This window comes from Paraburkholderia caledonica, from assembly GCF_000383275.1.
GTDB classification, from domain to species: domain Bacteria; phylum Pseudomonadota; class Gammaproteobacteria; order Burkholderiales; family Burkholderiaceae; genus Paraburkholderia; species Paraburkholderia caledonica.
In genome coordinates this window covers 19,921-36,423 of sequence record NZ_KB911051.1, presented here as the reverse complement: position 1 = coordinate 36,423, position 16,503 = coordinate 19,921, and the positions used below count along the sequence as shown (strand labels likewise).

The following is a 16,503-nucleotide window of genomic DNA, read 5'->3' as shown; positions in this document are numbered from 1 at the left end:
AGTGGCGATACGATTGACAAAACTGAGAGCGACAGGACCGAACCGGCCGGCAGCGGAAATTGAATTCGCACCGCTGCATTGCTTGATTCGTGGCCCGAGTGACACCGGTAAATCGTACATCCGTGACTGCCTTTGGTATCTCCTTGGGGGTGACAAAACGCCGAAGAAGGTGCCGGAAGATGACGGCTACGAGTTGCTGGAACTTGAGTTTTCGGACGGCAGCGATAGCTATCTCGTCCGCCGCGCATTGCGCGGCGGCGGCGCACACCTCTTCTGCACGAAGCACGCCGCGACCACAGGGAAATACGTGCCGGCGGATGATGAGCCCTCCGAAAGCATGCATATACTTATGGACGCTCCGGAAGGCATGGAGCCATTCGATGCTGACTTGTCCCAGCTCATTGTCGAACTCTCGGGGGCAGCAGGCAAGCAGATCCTGAGATCGAAAAGCAAGCGCGGACCTGTGACGGGCTCTGACATCCGGCACTGGTTCATGCTTTCGCAGCCGACGGTGATCAGCGAAGATCCCACCAGCGGCGCGAGTCATACTGAGCGGCCGCAGCGCATGGCGGCGTTTCATCTCTTTCTGACAGGAGATGACGATTCGGCCGTGGCGCTTTCGAAGTCTCAGGCGGAAAAGGACCGTCTCTTCGGCCAGCTTACCTCTGCACAGGACGCGCTCAGGCGGGTTATGGTAGGCATCGGTCATGACGTGAAGCGTGCCGACATAGAAGAAGCGATCGAGCACGTAGACGAGACGTTGTCAGAACTCAGCCGCCAATACGACGCGCGTGCCGCGCAGTTGCGTGACGTCCGCGGCAGGATTGTTGAGTCGGCGGATGCGTTGCGTCTCCAGGCGACCCGAGCCACCCATTCTCAGGCGATGCTGGACCGCTTCCAGCTGCTTGATCGAAAGTATGTGAGCGATCTGGAACGCCTCGGTGCGCTGGACGAAGGCGTCGCACACTTTGCAGCGCTCGACGCAGTACCGTGTCCGATTTGCGCCACGCCAGTCGAGCTTCATGTGGCGCCGCCCGATCTCGGGAAGCGCGTTCCGGCGAGCTATCTTAAGGCTGTCGCTGCCGAGTCCCAAAAGATCCTTGCACTGCGTGCCGGTTTGCTCCATTCGATCGGGGCTGAGCAAGGTCGGCTTGCCGATTCCACTCAGCAAGCTGGCGTTCTGAAGGAGAGGCTAGGCGAACTTGAAAAGGAGGAGGCGAGACGGATTAGCGGCGCTCGCGTGGAATTCCAAGCCGATCCGAAGGAGCTGGCAGTGCGCCGAAGCGAACTAGCGGCACAGCTGGGCGCTTTCGACGAAATGGAACGGCTCCAAGGCGAAATCAGCCGATTGAAGCAGCTGCGGGTTTCGAAGACCGCGCCGATCAACCGCGAAGCAGCCGAACCAGCCAAGTCGGTTGCCACCTATGTGAAGTGGTTGCTTCGCGAGTGGGGGTTCGATGACATCCAGCACGTAACGCTAGATACAGAAGAATGCGACCTGATCATCAATGATCGCTCCCGACTGAGCTACGGTGCCGGCAAGCGCGGCATATTCCTGACGGCGCTGACCATCGGGCTGATGAAACATGCCCTAGAGTCGGGTAACCCGCACCTGGGTCTAGTGGTGATAGATTCTCCGCTCAAGGCATACGCGGATCCAGAATCGTCAGAAGATCGCGCGCTACCTACCGGGACGCTGACCGACAGATTTTATGGATGGTTGTCGACGTGGATTGGTCCGGGACAGATAGTGATTGCTGAAAACGAGAAGATTGAGGCAGCTGTTCGCGAAGTGCTAAAGCCGATAGAGTTCACCCGCCGCAACGATGTTGGCCGCGCGGGCTTCTACCTCAGAAGCGTTGTCCCCATGCAGGTAGCCGACGACGCACAGCCCAACTAGCGAGCACGACGTATTAACATGCGCTGCACGCTTTGAACGCCGGGTCCGTACCTGGCCCCTTCCGGTCGATCCCGGTACAGCGCGAAGCGCTTCCGGGTGAGCGAGCTCGGGCTTTCATGTGCGTTCCCGATTCATGCCGACTCTCCCGTTGCGAGCGCCACAGATTGCAATGCGGAGCCTGGCGCCGCGCCCAGGAGAAGACGTCTGGACTCCGCGTCGCGAGCGTTGGGTATCAACCGCATCCGCAGGCGGTGCAACCAGCGCGGCCCGCGCGCAAAGACAAGCTTGTCCAGGAAGTAGCCGGCAAGCCGGGCGTGCTCCCCGCATCGCTGCCAGTCCTCATAGAGTTGGCCAATCGGCGGTGGGTTCTGAGGGTCGGCAACCAGTGCCGTCATCGCCGCCTCAAAACGCTTGTGCGCCATCTGGCACTGGCACTGGAACAGGTGACCGTACAGACGCGCGTCGATGTCTGAGAGCTGACCCACGACGGGCGTGTGCAAGGCGAACAGCGCGGGTCGCAGCTCCCTGAGCTTCTGGACGGCGTGGCCAATGCGCTGGCCGTCGGCAGCCCAACTTTTCAGTTCGGCAAAGACGGAACCGGCGTTTTGCCGTTGCGTCCGCGGGAGCGACGCCTCTAGCTCTGTGGCTCGGGTGACGAGCTGATGCAGATCAGGTCGCACCATGCCGGCGGCGATCCATTGCTCGCGGCCGTTGACCCGAGTCGCCACGACAAGTGCGCCCGCAATACCCATCACGCCACCGACGATGTTGCCGCCGAGAGTCTGCCAGTGATCGACCCAGTCGACCCAGCCGCCGGCCGCTGCTGCGGGAACTGGGGTGCACATCTGAGCGGCGCTGGCCGTCAATTCATAAACCATCGCGCCCATCTCCTTTGCTGTCCTCGTTGTCGCGAAAAAACCGCCGTAAGGATTGCCGCAACTGCTTGCCGGGCGGGTTCCCGCGAAGTGTAGCGGAAACGCGAAATCTTATGAGCAAATTCCGCATTGGTGATAGCTGCGATTATCGATGTGTGAGTTTGGGTGTATCGGTGAGTGGCGTGGCGGGGCTCGCCGCGCTGCGCCCGGCGTGATGAGTGAGTGATCTCCTGCGACCCAGCCGCGGCCGAACGACTCAAGGAACCTCAACAAAAGCCGTTAAGACCGTACAGTCATTCTGAGGAAATACCATGCACGTCAAATCCATAGTGTCGGCCGCTGTACTTGCCGCTTCCCTGACCACGGGCGCGTTCGCCCAGGCGCCCGCACTGTCGGCCGTTCCGCTCCTGCAGGCGGTGTCGCCCGATAACTACCCGAAGCTGACGGTCGATGAGAGGCAGTTCTATGTGGCCGGCGCGCTCGACACTGACCGGGTGCTGTTCGAGCAGACCAAGCCGCTGTTTGCGGCCTGCCTGCAGGGCATGACCATCGCCCAGGCCACGCAGGTCGTGGATCGGGGCCTGACGACGCTGGAGCCCTTGCTGCGCTCCAGCATGCCAATTGCCGTGCACAATGTGCTGCTAACCGACTGCGATCGCCGCGGGTTCAAGCAACAATACTGACGCACTGACGTCTACCGGGGAATATCTTCTGCGCGAGTCGGTCGCAAAGCGGAGCTTCGTGAGCCCGGATTTGACGGACGCGAGTGAGCAACGGCTGGTCGAGCTAGACGGGAAAGACTATGCGATTACCCGTTACCGCGGGGTGGGAGCGACGGGACCGGTGAAAGTGTTCGACGCCGAGGCCGACCAGGAAGTCGATGCACTGCCGATGCTGCGGCTCGTGAATGCGCAGTTTGCGCTCGGCATCGATCTGTACGGCAGCGGCGGTCGGCCGATCAACACGCAACAGCTGGGCAAGTATGTGCTTTCCGAGCTGACGAAACGTGGCATCGGTGCGTCCGGCATCGACTGATCAAGCACCTGATGTCCGCGTGCGTCGCGACGCTACAATGCGAATCGCCTTACCGTGCCTTGTTCCCGATTCCAATTCCAATTACCGACTTCTTCGACCGCTGTTGTTGTCCGCTAATCCCGCTAGCCATGTCCGCTCATTGTGCTAATGGAAATATGGTCAAAACCCGCTCTGAGCCAAACCGGTCGGGATATTTAGCCAATCGTGTTGCGTTGCGTTTCAGCAACGTGTGGACAGAGGTATGTTCACTAATTCGGCTACCGCGTTAGCCGTGTCCTTTAATTTTGCTAATGCGGCTGAGGGTGAACCGTTCTCGCACGAGGAAAGCAAATGACGTCGGCTCGGGACGAATGCGCTAGTAAATCATCGGTGGAAGGGTTTGCGTTCGGAATGTGACGTGCTGTGCGGCTTTTTATGCAACAGACGTGCGGCTCTTGGTATCCCGTACACGAGAAAGGCGGTCTCGCTCTCGCACCGCGAATAGCAAGGCGGGGACCAGCGACCGCAACCAAATCCGCGCTAGCAGAATTAATGAACACGATTAGCGCTCCAACGGACACCATTAGCGGGATAAGCGAACTCCAACAGCTTTCGGCTGCCTATGCCACCTCGGCGGCCCCTCTTCCAAGATCGAGTCCTATGAAGTCAACGAACACACGATGCGGTTAGACATCTGACGTCGTTCCGAATAGACCGCGAAAATATCGGCGCCGAAGTGTCATGTAAGGCAGCACGAGGACGAGTGAACCATCGGCCAGATACTGTCTAATGTCGCACTCGGCCCGCATCAGGATGCCATGTCCTTCGAGCGCCCACTTGACCGCGATTTCACCATCGTTCGTTGTCAGCGTGCCGTTGATCTGCACGGCTTCCATTTCAAGCGACGCGCCCCTACCCGAAGTCGGATACCCACGGCATAGACTTAGTCGCCCTGACGGATGCCGATGCAGTTGTGCCGTGTCAAGTCGTGCGCGATCAACGGCATGCCGCGTGACACCCTTCGCGCAAATGCGTAAGCGGTCCGTACCCTGGGGGCATTGTCGGACCTCGTCGACGGTATGGAAATTACGGCGCCGCTCAAAGCAAGCATTCACGAATTCATAGTGCTTGCGCGCTCGCTTATTCCGGGCGACCCGTGCTTCAGAATTGATAAAGCTTCCGGGGATTGTCCACCAACATCTGGTCTCGCCGAGACGAATTGGGCACAACGGTGGTAATCAAATTGGTCAGCAGTGCGTCATCCGGAATCTGATTGTGGGGCTGCTCGGTAGGGTGCGGCCAGTCGCTTCCCCACAGCACTCTGTCCGGTGCCGCTTGCGCGTAGGCCGCGGCAACTACCACGCTATCAGAGTACGTGGGAGGCCCAACTTTCGTGTCGTTGTAGAAGCCAGTCAGCTTTACATACGCTTTTTTGCTCAAAAGCAACTCGGTGACCATGCTAAACGCAGGATGATGAATTGCGTCCGGTTCGGGTATGTGCGCGAGATGGTCAAACACGACGGGACATGGAAGGTCACCCCACGTGTCGCGAGCGTTAAGCAGATAAACGGCTGGTGCATTGACTTGTATGTGCCAACCCATTGGCGCGATACGCCTCGCTAGCGGCTTGACCATGTCGAGTGTTGTGGTCCCCGGCGGCGCCAAGTTGAATCGAATACCACGCACGCCGCCCTTGTGCAACTCGATGAGCTCCTGTTGCGTGACACTCGTATTGACCACAGCAATGCCGCGCGCACGTCCCTCAAACTCCGCAATTGCCGCGAGCAAGAGCCGATTGTCAACGCCATAGCTAGACGGCTGAATGATGACGTTCCGGGTCGTTCCGACTCGCATCTGCAGTCGACGGTAATCCGCGACCGTAGCGTTTCCCGGCTTCAAGGTCGCCTCCGACGCCCACGGGTGACTGTGGTCGTAGATATGGTGATGACAGTCCGTGGCATTCGGCGGCATCTTCACGCGCGCGGGCTCGGTACCGGCCGACCACGCAACGGAGTTTGAGGGTGTCTGCGCGCACCCCACGAGTGAAGCACCGGTGCTGGCCGCAGCAACAGCGCAGATGGTTTTCAAGGCTGACCTTCGATTGTCGTTGAACTTCAAGGCTGGTATCTCCTAAGGATGTGCCGAGAGTCGGTCTCTTGGGACTTCCGACAAAGGAGTATTGCTGTGATGGAGCATCTGAAAACAACAAATCAGTGAGTTCTGACCCAAGAAGTATTTGTGCGGCCGGACCGCTGGCTAACATGCCACGCGAGGCGCGAGCGATAGCGGTTTCCAAATAAGTCCCTCGATGTCATAGAATCGGTCATGGACATTCGATATGTGCAGAGTTTCGTCGCCGTGGTGGAGAGCGGCTCCATCGCTGAAGCAGCGCGACGCCTTGGTCTGACGGCGACGGCAGTTGCCGCCCGAATTCGCTCGCTTGAGGAAAGCTTGGGGACGACGCTGATTCAACGCTCGGGACGCAACGTCGGCCCGACCGCAGAGGGAATGAAGGTGTTGGACAGTGCGCACGCACTCCTTCGTGCTGTGCGAGACATGCAAGCGATAGCGCAAGATGGCCAGATGCAGGTAGGCGAACTAAGAGTGGGCGTCTTCCAATCTGCGATGGTCAGCGTCCTTCCTTCAGTCTTGGAGCGTGTCTACGCGTCTTATCCAGACCTCAAGATCTTCGTCGACACCGGTAGCTCGGTCGACCTTTGCAAGAAGGTCTGTTCCGGCGAGCTCGACGTCGCCATTGTCGTCGAGCCTCAATTCGCTATGGGAAAGACCTGCGAATGGAGTCCACTGACGGAGGAGCCGCTAATCGTGGTCGCACACGAGTCGATGGCGGGGCGCGATGCGCATCAGCTGCTTCTTTCGGAACCGTTCGTGCGGTATGCACGATCGGTGCTCGGCGGCCAACTGGCTGACCGATACTTGCGGGACAACAATTTGCATCCGAGGCAGCGACTTGAGATTGACGGCTTACTCGCCATTGCAACGCTCGTTGACAAAGGCCTCGGCGTTTCGTTAGTGCCTGACTGGCCGTCCTTGTGGAAAAGCGGGCTTGCTATTGCGCGCGTTCCGCTTCCTGAGCGCGCGCCAGTTCGACGTATCGGACTCGCCATTGCACGACAATCACCACGATTCGCGCTGGTGAAGTTGTTCGCAGAGGCCGCTGCAACCACGTTCAACCGTCCGTACGACGACGCATTGTCCTGAGCATCTTCTGACGCTTTGATGTCAGTGACCGTGTGAGTCACCGCGCATCCATATTCGGGTGACTCACTTCCTGCTGCGGCGCGGCCCGAAGCATCCTTCTTCGCTTCGGACCCGCGTCACTCACGCAGACGGGTCGTCCTTTTGCAGACTGGCTGCTCGCAGGAAATCGAAGTCGACCCCTTCGTCTGCCTGTGTCACTGTCTGCAAGAAAAGCTTGCGATAACCACGGTCGGCAGTCGGTCGCTTGATGGGCTTATCCGCCGCACGTTGCTTCAGCTTTTCGTCTGAGACAAGGAGCGATACCTCGCGGTTCGACACGCTGAGGCGAATGCGGTCGCCGTTTTGAACGTAAGCAAACGGCCCGCCGGCTGCTGCCTCAGGCGTAACGTGCAAAACAATCGTGCCAAACGCGGTACCGCTCATGCGACCGTCGGAGATGCGGACCATGTCCTTCACGCCGGCCCGCGCGAGCTTTCGGGGAATCGGAATGTATCCGGCCTCCGGCATCCCGGGCGCACCCACCGGTCCGATGTTTTTCAACACCAAGACGTCGTCCGCTTTCACATCCAATGATTCGTCGTCGACGCGGTTGATGAGGTCTTCCAGGTTCTCGAATACGACTGCACGGCCCTCGTGCTCCATCAGCTTCGGGTCAGCTGCGGATTGCTTGATGATTGCGCCGCCTGGTGCGAGATTGCCACGCACGACCGCCAAGCCACCCTGCGGATAGATAGGTTGCGAGAACGAGCGCACAACATCTTGGCTGAACCCCGGACCGCTCGCCTCAATCTGTTCGCCGAGCGTGTGACCACTTACCGTCATTGCGTCCAGATGGAGCAACGGTTTCAGTTCACGGAGCAGCGTGGCGACTCCACCTGCCTTGTGGAAGTCCTCCATATAGTGCTGACCCGTCGGCTTGAGGTCGAGCAGAACAGGGGTTTCCTTACCCATTCGGTCGAGACTATCGAGGCCGATTTTGTGCCCAAGGCGCCCAGCGACAGCGCTTAGATGCACGATGGCGTTTGTGGATCCACCGATGGCCAGCAGTACGCGCATCGCGTTTTCGAACGCCTTCGGCGTAAGGATTTTGTCGATGGTCAATCGTTCGCTTGCGAGCTTGACGGCTGTCGTGCCAGTTTGTTCGGCGACCCGAATACGGTCGGCCGTCACCGCAGGCGGAGTCGCTCCACCAGGAACCGTCATGCCGAGGGCTTCTGCGATGCAGGCCATGGTGCTGGCCGTACCCATCACCGAGCACGTCCCCACGCTCGCCACAAGCTGGTTGTTTACGTCGTTGATTTCTTCCTGGTCGATTTCGCTTGCACGGAACTTGCCCCAGTAGCGGCGGCAGTCCGTACACGCGCCGACGCGTTCGCTGCGGTGCGATCCTGTGAGCATTGAGCCGGTGACGAGTTGGATGGCCGGAATTTCGGCAGACGCTGCGCCCATGAGTTGCGCCGGGACGGTCTTGTCGCACCCGCCAATGAGCACGACTGCGTCCATCGGTTGCGCGCGAATCATCTCTTCTGTGTCCATCGACATCAGATTGCGCAGATACATCGACGTCGGCGAGGAGAAACTCTCGTGAACGGAGATAGTCGGGAAGTCGACCGGCAAGCCGCCCGCCAGCATGACACCACGCTTCACTGCCTCGACCAGTTGCGGCATGTTTCCGTGGCATGCGTTGAAGCCGCTTCCGGTGTTCACAATTCCGATGACCGGGCGGTCGAGGGCTTGGTCCGTGTATCCAGCGCCTTTGATGAACGCCTTCCGAAGAAACAGCGAGAAACCTTGATCGCCGTACGAAGTGAGTCCGCGCTTCATGCCAGTCGCTTCGGCGGGGGTTTGCGGGACATCTTTCTTTTCAGCCATGACTTTCTCCAAAGATTTCATTTGCTCGATGTCACCCATTCATTTGATTGAGCGATGTGGGGAAACGGGCGTCGACGGTCGCATCGAGCGTGCGGTCCAATCGATTAGGTAGCGGCATCGAGATTCGAATCGAAACAGCCGCGGTTGCAACCACGCTGCATCGTTTAACGGTTCACGACTCGTGCTGGCATGAACATCAAAATCAGAATCGCCGAGAGCGTCAGACTTCCCGCAACAAGATAGAGGCCTGAGGTCAGAGAATGCGTCTCGGTCTTGAGCCAGCCCATTACCGAAGGGCTCACAAAGCCCGCCAGATTGCCGGTCGAATTGATGAGTGCGATGCCCGCTGCAGCTGCAGTGCCACCGAGGAAGGATGTCGGAAGCGCCCAGAACATTGGAAGTGCTGAAATGATGCCCGCAGCGGCGAGCGACAGGCCAACCATCGCAGGTACGAGTTGGTTGCCACTGAACGCGCAGATACAGAAGCCGACGGCGGCGACCAGCGCGGGAGCGCTAACGTGCCAGCGACGCTCGCGGTGGCGGTCGGCACTTCGACCAACCAAAATCATGGAGATGAGAGCGAAGGTGTATGGAATCACTGTAAGTAGCCCAACGGTCAGCGGGTCGTTCACGCCGGATGCCCTGATGATGGTCGGCTGCCAGAAGCCGATTGCGTACGAGCCCATGATGATGCCGAAGAGGATAAGGCACAGAAGCCAAACCCAGCCGGAAGCGAATGCGTCTTTGACGGAGCCATGAGTGCGTTTGGCCGCGTCGCCGCTGATTTCTTGCGTGATTTGGACTTTCTCTTCGTCGCTGAGCCACCTCGCATCCTTCACACGGTCGTCCAAGAAAAAATAGACGATGACGCCGAGCAGAACCGCCGGAACGGCCTCAATTATGAAAAGCCACTGCCAACCAGCATGACCTGCGACCCCAGAAAACGAGTGCATGATGAAGCCCGAAAGGGGGCCACCAAGCATTCCGGAGACAGGATTACCCGCAGTGAGAACGGCCATCATCTTCCCGCGCCGGTGAGACGGAAACCAATAAGTCAGGTACAGAATCATGCCCGGATAAAACCCGGCCTCGGCAATGCCAAGCAGAAAGCGGACGACGTAAAACATCGTCGGAGTTGTGACCCACGCCGTTGCGAGCGAAAGCATTGCCCATGTCACCATAATGCGCGCTATCCAGCGGCGCGCTCCGACACGATGAAGCAGCAGATTGCTCGGAACCTCAAAGAAGAAGTAGCCGACGAAGAACAGACCTGCCCCGAGGCCGTAGACTGCCTCGCTGAAATGCAGGTCGTTCAGCATCTGGAGCTTGGCGAACCCCACATTCACGCGGTCGAGGTAGGCGACCACGTAGCAAACGAATAGAAGGGGCATGAATCGCCACGCAGCCTTTCGGAACGTAGCGTCGGCGGACGTGCGATTAGCATCCACCGACATTGCGGGATGTGAGGACATCGTTGTCTCCTGATTTATCGTGCGCTTGCGCGTCCGACTTAGGCGTGCCGCCCCTCAAGCCGGGGGGCGATTTGACATACTTTCCGGATTTGCAAATTGCTTAATTGCTCAAGCGGAATAACCGTCGGGCGTATGCGCGATGCCCGACGGCTCTTGGAGACGAATATGCAGCACACCGCCTCGGCGTCACAGGTGATGCCGTAGTGTTGAGAACGAAAAATTTCTTCGGTTTGACTGCCTGACCACACAGCGGCCAGCCGCCAAACTCGAAAGCGTATCGAAAGCTGCGCGCTGGCCTCAGTTGCGACGGATTTCCCAACAGCTCTACTTTCCGCGATTCATGGGAGTGGGGATTGGGATGCCCCCGCGCGTCGGCGGTCAAAATCGCCCATCGAAACTGCGGTGTGGGGTTGCATCATCGGTGTTCAAGGCACTCAATGTTCTAGCAGGCGCACGTGAAGGAGCGCCTTCCTGGAAGCCGCTTAAAAAATGATGGATAAAAGATCTCTTTGGGTTGCGGAGAATGAACACCTTACTTTGGCCGGTCCCACGCCCGGGCAAAGCTCGCTGCCTGATGGTTTGCGAACGCATCGTCGCACCTCCGTATAAAGCGCGAGAACGCAAGCTCAACGCGGGCGCGAAGTGGTCGAACCGCCGGTAGCAATTTAACTTCTGCCTTCCGTCACGACACGGTGAACGACACTTCGTGGCCGGGTTGCGCCCGAGGCGCAGGGAGCTAAGCCGACTCTATCGTGCCTTCAGTCCGTGTTGCTGCTGTGGCACGACCGTCAGCGTGCATTGCGTTACAAAATTAGTTGCAACCCAACTGCACCGTGATAACAAAATTAGTTGACTAGTAATACGCGCCGGCGTCTTCCTGTGAGCGTCATCGCGAGAAATGGTGCGTCGCACAATGGTAGTAACAAATTTGCTTGCGCGAGCGTATTCGCGGATGGAAGGGTATGAGAGCTGTCGCTGTCATACCCCTTTATCTGCGGACAACGCCGCTCGAATTCTTCGGATTCCCTGCAGCGAACGTCGTGTGACTCCGGAAAGTCGTCGTTCTTGATAGCTCCGGTTAACAGATGTGCGGTATCCGTTGCAGGGAAAACGATCGTTTTTTTGCCGGTGTGTAAAGAGGACGCGCCGGTGGAGTATGCTCGTTGTCTCGTTGCGCAGAACAGCGGATTGCCCCTCCAATCAGCTAGCCCCTATCCGATATAAACGAAGCCGAACGCAAAGGGACTCGAAACCCTGATTGAGCATCAGGCCGCCTGGATTGAGATTGTTGCTCGCCAGTAGGCGCGGCTTGAGTTGTATCCGACGGCCGCCTGCCGGTCAGCAACGAAAGGTCGAACTCATCGCGAATGGACAGCGGGAACTGATTGCCGCGGCTCGCAACATCAACGACGCGATCCTGCGCACCGTCAAAAGCGCCGAGGCGCAACAGACCGAACTGACAGCTTCCTCGCAGATCTCGATCAACTTGGCCGGGCCCATCATCTTCCCGGACGGCGCCTGGGGAAAATTGCAACGCTCTTTTCTGCGTGCGATCCGGGAGCGCAACACCATCGCCTATGCTGAATTCGATCAAACGCTTCGCACGGCGTTTCTCGCCGCGCCTGAGGGCGGCCGTGATTTTGCGACTGGCCTCGCACTCTCGTTCGGGCGCATCGGGGAATTCCTCAAACCGTTCCCGATGCACACGTTCGACCCTGCGCCGGATCTTTTCATCATGATGATCAACAAGTGGATGGTGTCCCGCCCCGGCCTCTTTTCTGTAACGCATGACCAGTCAAAGCCGCTTCGGCGGCACGAGCCGTTTCTACGTGCGTTGATGACGCCCGCCGCGGAGCGGACGTTCGGCTACGGAACGCGTCAGGCGGAACTGCCACTGCGAATCCGTAACCTGGAGTTCGCCGATTCAGCGCATCACGCACCGCTTCAGATGGCCGACCTTAACGCGGGCGCCGCGATCGACTGCCTGCTCGCCTGGTCGGGCAGGAAACCCTCAACTGGTTTTCACAAAGCAATGAGATCGACACGTCTGCCGGACCTGATCGTCGACGGGATGTTGCCGTCGACGCAAGTCGGCAGGAGTAACGTGCGCCTGCCCGGCCAGTCCAGTCTCATTGACGGCGCGGCCCAGTTCCTGAGTGAAGTCGGCTACTTTGATCGTCGAGCGCCATAGGGCGGCAGCATCCCGGCGATCCCTATGAAGCTCGCGACCAAGCCACGAGAACCGCGTCGAGTTGCCTCGGCACGCTCCGGCGTGCCGACAATCCCGCTCACGAAGGTTTCGATACGAGAGCAACGTGCTGAGTGAAGCCGTTCTCGAACAGCTGTTACGCAACACGCCTATGCGCCAATACTTGGTTCGCGAAGCGTGGCCCGACCTATCCACCGAAAGCCGGCTGCAGATCATCCAAGCGATGAACGTCGAACCCCTACATCCGCCTGACGCTCGAACAGTGCTTCGCGTCAAGGCACCGAACACTGCGGACGCGCTCTGGTCGGTAGAGCAGATTTTGCGGGCAGGAAGTTGCGGAGCCCTCATTGTCTGGAGTCAGTACGCGCAGTCATCATCGCTTCGACGCCTGCACCTTGCGGCGCAGTCATCGGAAACTCTCTTCGTGATGGTCCGGCCGCTCGCTGCAGCGCAGGATGCGTCGCCAGCACGATTGCGGCTGGCGCTCAAACCGTCTGCCGAGGGCCTGACCGTCGACATTGTGAAACGACGAGCACCCTCATGTACGGAGCCCCTGGCGGTTGCGCTGCAACCAACTCCCGTTCTGCTGTCACGGCATGCGCGTCTCTCGCGCGGGTCACCTGCGACTGGAAGTCAGCGGAAGGAGTGCTCGCCTTAATTCATAACGATAACGTCGTGCGTGAACGCCGCCTTGCAGGGCCGCGGCCCGGTAAGTGCGTGTCCTGACCGGACGGAAAGAGGCGGTTATGTGCTACTCGGCTCAGGTGTCGCTGCGTAGACATGGCTAGCGGCGTCCCGTACGACGACCTGCTATTGCGCGATCGCGCGACCAATCACCATTCGCTGGATGTCGTTTGCGCCTTCATAAATTTGGCACACTCGAACGTCGCGATAGATGCGCTCGACCGGGAAGTCGGACACGTAGCCGCAGCCGCCGTGAATCTGAATTGCATCAGAACAAACCTTCTCAGCCATCTCGGAGGCGAACATCTTCGCCATTGACGCCTCGGTCAGACATGCCTTGCCGGCATCCTTTAGAGTCGCCGCCCGCCACACCATCATCCGCGCAGCTTCAATCTGTGTTGCCATGTCAGCCAATCGGAACGTGACCGCCTGATGTTCAATCAGCAATTTTCCGAAGGTTTCACGCTCTTTGGCATACTTCACAGCTGCTTCGAATGCTGCACGTGCCATACCTACCGCTTGTGCTGCAATGCCGATACGCCCAGCCTCCAAGTTCGAAAGAGCTATCCGGTAACCGTCTCCCTCTTGTCCCATCATCGCGGACAAATGCACGCGGCAGTCTTCGAAGATGATTTGCGCGGTGTCGGATGCATGCTGCCCCATCTTTTCTTCCAGTCGAGCAACGACGTAGCCCGGCGTGGCCGTGGGAATCAGGAAACACGAGATGCCTTTCTTATCGGCAGATTTGTCGGTGACAGCGAAGACGATGGCCACGTCAGCGTATTTGCCTGTCGTAATGAACTGTTTGACACCATTGAGCACCCACTCGTCGCCGTCTCGACGTGCCGTCGTCCGGAGCGCCGAAGCGTCGGAACCGGTATGGGGTTCAGTGAGGCAGAAGCATCCCAGTTTCTGCCCCTGCGCGAGAGGCCTCAACCATTGCTCCTTCTGTTTTTCTGAGCCGTATTTTGAAGTGATTCCGCAGGCTAGAGAGTTCTGCACGCTTACGATCGTAGATGTTGCACCATCACCTGCCGCAATCTCCTCAAGAGCAAGCACCAGACTCATATAATCCAGCCCGGCGCCGCCCCATTTCTCTTCAACGACCATCCCCAAGGCGCCCAGTTCACCGAGCTCTTTAAGCGCAGCCGCGGGAAACGTGTGATTCTTATCCCAGTCGGATGCGTGAGGTGCAAGGCGCTCCGCCGCGAACGTCCGGATAGACTCACGAATCATTTCATGTTCTTGCGTAAGTATCATTGTCGTCTCTCCCCAATTCAGACCACCTCGATGGCGACCGCGGTTGCTTCACCGCCGCCAATGCACAAACTCGCGATGCCTCGCTTGCCTCCGGTTTGTCGAAGCGCACCCAACAGCGTCACGAGAATACGAGCACCTGACGCGCCAATGGGATGGCCCAATGCACATGCGCCACCATGAATGTTGACCCGCTCCGGAGCGATCCCCAACTCTTTGGTGCAGGCCATGGAAACCACGGCGAACGCTTCATTGATTTCCCACAAGTCCACGTCACCTATCGACCACTCTGTTCTGTCGAGCAGCTTTCGGATTGCACCTATCGGTGCCGTTGTGAACAAGCGAGGCTCGTCAGCGTAAGTGCTATGCCCGACGACTACAGCCAACGGCTGCAGTCCTTGCCTTTCGGCGGTCGAAAGGCGCATCAGAACCAGCGCCGCGGCGCCGTCGGAAATTGAACTCGAGTTAGCTGCCGTGACGGTTCCGTCCTTCTTGAAGGCCGCTTTCAGGCTCTGAATCTTGTCGAGCCGAGCCTTCGGCGGCTGCTCGTCCGTATCTACTGTCTTCTCGCCGACCTTGCTTGTGACAGTGACTGGCGCAATCTCCCAATCGAATGCGCCGCTTTCAATGGCTTGCTGAGCCTTGACGGTCGACGCGATGGCGTACGAATCCTGGTCGCCTCGGGTGAAGCAAAACCGTTCGGCGCAGTCCTCAGCAAACGTGCCCATTAAGCGCCCGCGGTCGAAGTAGGCGTCCTCGAGCCCGTCGAAGAACATATGGTCGAGCGCTGCAGCGTGCCCCATGCGTAGCCCGGCACGCGCTTTCGGCAACAGGTACGGCGCATTGCTCATCGACTCCATCCCGCCAGCCACAATTACGGAAGCACTTCCGGCCGCAAGCGCGTCATGAGCAACCATCACTGCTTTCATCCCGGACCCGCACACTTTGCTGACCGTCGAACAGTGAACAGACAGAGGGAGTCCAGCTGCAATCGCAGCTTGCCGTGCGGGCGCTTGCCCTAAACCAGCGGAAAGAACACAGCCGAGCGTCAGCTCGTCTACCTGGCTCCCGCTAACGCCGGCGCGCTCAAGCGCCGCCTTGATGGCTACGGCACCGAGTGCCGGCGCAGTCAACAGGTTCAACTCACCTTGAAAACCGCCCATTGGGGTACGGGCCGCGGATACGATAACAATCGGGTCATTGTTCATGTGTCTATCTCCATTGTTAACGCGCTCAGCGCGCGGCCATACGAATAGCGCCGTCGAGGCGGATGACTTCTCCGTTCAGATATGTGTTAATCAGGATGTGCTCGGCGAGTTGCGCGTATTCCTGTGGTCTGCCGAGACGCGAAGGGAAGGGGACCATCTTTCCGAGGGACTCCTGGACTTCCGTAGGCATTCCCAACAGCATTGGGGTCTCCATGATTCCCGGTGCAATGGTCATCACCCGGATGCCGTAGCGAGAAAGCTCCCTGGCAACAGGTAACGTCAGGGCCACAACTGCGCCTTTCGATGCGGCGTAGCCCGCTTGTCCGACCTGGCCATCAAACGCAGCGACAGAAGCAGTGTTGATAATGACGCCACGCTCACCCGTTTCATCCGGTTCGTTTTCCGACATTGCCGCTGCGCAAAGGCGCACGACGTTGAACGTGCCGATGAGATTGATATTGATTGTTCGAGCGAATGTGTCCAGTCGATGCGGACCGTTACGGCCTACAATCTTCTCCGCGGGTGCGACGCCAGCACAGTTGATGACGCCGCGAATTGAGCCGATTTCCTTCGCGGCCGAGACCAACGCAATGACACTTTCTTCGTTCGTGACATCTGTGGCTACAAAGTGAGCGTTGGCGCCCAGGCGGGTCGCTGTCGTTGAACCTGCTTCCTCTGTGATGTCGGCCAATACGACGCGTGCTCCACGCTCGACCAGCAGACCCGCAGTCGCAGCTCCCAGACCCGAACCGCCACCAGTGATGACGATGACGCTATTGTTGATGTGCAT

General features: G+C 58.8%; 12 protein-coding genes and 1 pseudogene. 5 read left to right on the top strand and 8 right to left on the bottom strand.

Annotated elements, in window-relative coordinates; translation table 11 throughout:
• Position 1: 1 nt before the first annotated feature.
• Positions 2–1,900 carry a hypothetical protein gene (locus H281_RS0131565; RefSeq protein WP_063828307.1) on the top strand — a complete coding sequence of 633 codons (1,899 nt, stop codon included), beginning with the start codon at positions 2–4 and terminating at the stop codon, positions 1,898–1,900.
• A gap of 131 nt (positions 1,901–2,031) precedes the next feature.
• Here the strand turns inward: H281_RS0131565 and H281_RS0131560 are convergent, their stop codons facing one another.
• Complete coding sequence (locus H281_RS0131560; protein ID WP_020071125.1) at positions 2,032–2,778, bottom strand: hypothetical protein; 747 nt, start codon at positions 2,776–2,778, stop codon at positions 2,032–2,034.
• A gap of 308 nt (positions 2,779–3,086) precedes the next feature.
• Between H281_RS0131560 and H281_RS0131555 the strand changes: the two genes are divergently transcribed.
• The gene (locus H281_RS0131555; protein WP_020071124.1) at positions 3,087–3,458 is read left to right on the top strand and encodes a hypothetical protein; all 372 of its coding nucleotides are present in this window, start codon (positions 3,087–3,089) and stop codon (positions 3,456–3,458) included.
• A 58-nt stretch (positions 3,459–3,516) separates the two neighbouring features.
• A complete protein-coding gene (locus H281_RS35080) occupies positions 3,517–3,810 on the top strand; it encodes a hypothetical protein (protein ID WP_020071123.1) in 294 nt (97 codons plus the stop codon).
• 599 nt (positions 3,811–4,409) lie between these two features.
• On the opposite strand, the pseudogene H281_RS37065 reads toward H281_RS35080, so the two are convergent.
• Both H281_RS37065 and H281_RS0131540 read right to left on the bottom strand, forming a co-directional pair.
• Positions 4,410–4,804: pseudogene (locus tag H281_RS37065) on the bottom strand (LysR substrate-binding domain-containing protein); the annotation flags it as partial.
• Between the two features lie 146 nt (positions 4,805–4,950).
• A complete protein-coding gene (locus tag H281_RS0131540; protein ID WP_020071122.1) occupies positions 4,951–5,907 on the bottom strand; it encodes an amidohydrolase family protein in 957 nt (318 codons plus the stop codon).
• A gap of 207 nt (positions 5,908–6,114) precedes the next feature.
• Here H281_RS0131540 and H281_RS0131535 point away from each other — a divergent pair, with 207 nt between their 5' ends.
• A complete protein-coding gene (locus tag H281_RS0131535) occupies positions 6,115–7,011 on the top strand; it encodes a LysR family transcriptional regulator (protein WP_020071121.1) in 897 nt (298 codons plus the stop codon).
• A 120-nt stretch (positions 7,012–7,131) separates the two neighbouring features.
• On the opposite strand, the gene H281_RS0131530 is transcribed toward H281_RS0131535, so the two are convergent.
• Positions 7,132–8,883: an IlvD/Edd family dehydratase gene (locus H281_RS0131530; protein WP_020071120.1), complete on the bottom strand. Its 1,752-nt coding sequence runs from the start codon at positions 8,881–8,883 to the stop codon at positions 7,132–7,134.
• Between the two features lie 164 nt (positions 8,884–9,047).
• Positions 9,048–10,355: an MFS transporter gene (locus H281_RS0131525; RefSeq protein ID WP_027805113.1), complete on the bottom strand. Its 1,308-nt coding sequence runs from the start codon at positions 10,353–10,355 to the stop codon at positions 9,048–9,050.
• Positions 10,356–11,664: 1,309 nt separating this feature from the next.
• Here H281_RS0131525 and H281_RS0131520 point away from each other — a divergent pair.
• On the top strand, positions 11,665–12,546 hold the full coding sequence (locus H281_RS0131520; protein WP_020071118.1) for a hypothetical protein: 882 nt from the start codon (positions 11,665–11,667) through the stop codon (positions 12,544–12,546).
• An 828-nt stretch (positions 12,547–13,374) separates the two neighbouring features.
• Here the strand turns inward: H281_RS0131520 and H281_RS0131515 are convergent.
• From H281_RS0131515 to H281_RS0131505, 3 genes are read right to left on the bottom strand one after another with little or no spacing between them, the layout of a single operon-like run.
• Positions 13,375–14,508 carry an acyl-CoA dehydrogenase family protein gene (locus H281_RS0131515; RefSeq protein WP_020071117.1) on the bottom strand — a complete coding sequence of 378 codons (1,134 nt, stop codon included), beginning with the start codon at positions 14,506–14,508 and terminating at the stop codon, positions 13,375–13,377.
• Positions 14,509–14,525: 17 nt separating this feature from the next.
• Complete coding sequence (locus H281_RS0131510; RefSeq protein ID WP_020071116.1) at positions 14,526–15,713, bottom strand: acetyl-CoA C-acyltransferase; 1,188 nt, start codon at positions 15,711–15,713, stop codon at positions 14,526–14,528.
• A gap of 25 nt (positions 15,714–15,738) precedes the next feature.
• Positions 15,739–16,503: a 3-hydroxyacyl-CoA dehydrogenase gene (locus H281_RS0131505; protein ID WP_020071115.1), complete on the bottom strand. Its 765-nt coding sequence runs from the start codon at positions 16,501–16,503 to the stop codon at positions 15,739–15,741.

Bases quoted from the DNA above. Each gene is read 5' to 3' on its own strand.
- H281_RS0131555 (WP_020071124.1), top strand. From the start codon at position 3,087: ATGCACGTCAAATCCATAGTGTCGGCCGCTGTACTTGCCGCTTCCCTG.
- H281_RS0131525 (WP_027805113.1), bottom strand. From the start codon at position 10,355: ATGTCCTCACATCCCGCAATGTCGGTGGATGCTAATCGCACGTCCGCC.
- H281_RS0131510 (WP_020071116.1), bottom strand. From the start codon at position 15,713: ATGAACAATGACCCGATTGTTATCGTATCCGCGGCCCGTACCCCAATG.
- H281_RS0131515 (WP_020071117.1), bottom strand. From the start codon at position 14,508: ATGATACTTACGCAAGAACATGAAATGATTCGTGAGTCTATCCGGACG.
- H281_RS0131560 (WP_020071125.1), bottom strand. From the start codon at position 2,778: ATGGTTTATGAATTGACGGCCAGCGCCGCTCAGATGTGCACCCCAGTT.
- H281_RS0131530 (WP_020071120.1), bottom strand. From the start codon at position 8,883: ATGGCTGAAAAGAAAGATGTCCCGCAAACCCCCGCCGAAGCGACTGGC.
- H281_RS0131535 (WP_020071121.1), top strand. From the start codon at position 6,115: ATGGACATTCGATATGTGCAGAGTTTCGTCGCCGTGGTGGAGAGCGGC.
- H281_RS0131505 (WP_020071115.1), bottom strand. From the start codon at position 16,503: ATGCACATCAACAATAGCGTCATCGTCATCACTGGTGGCGGTTCGGGT.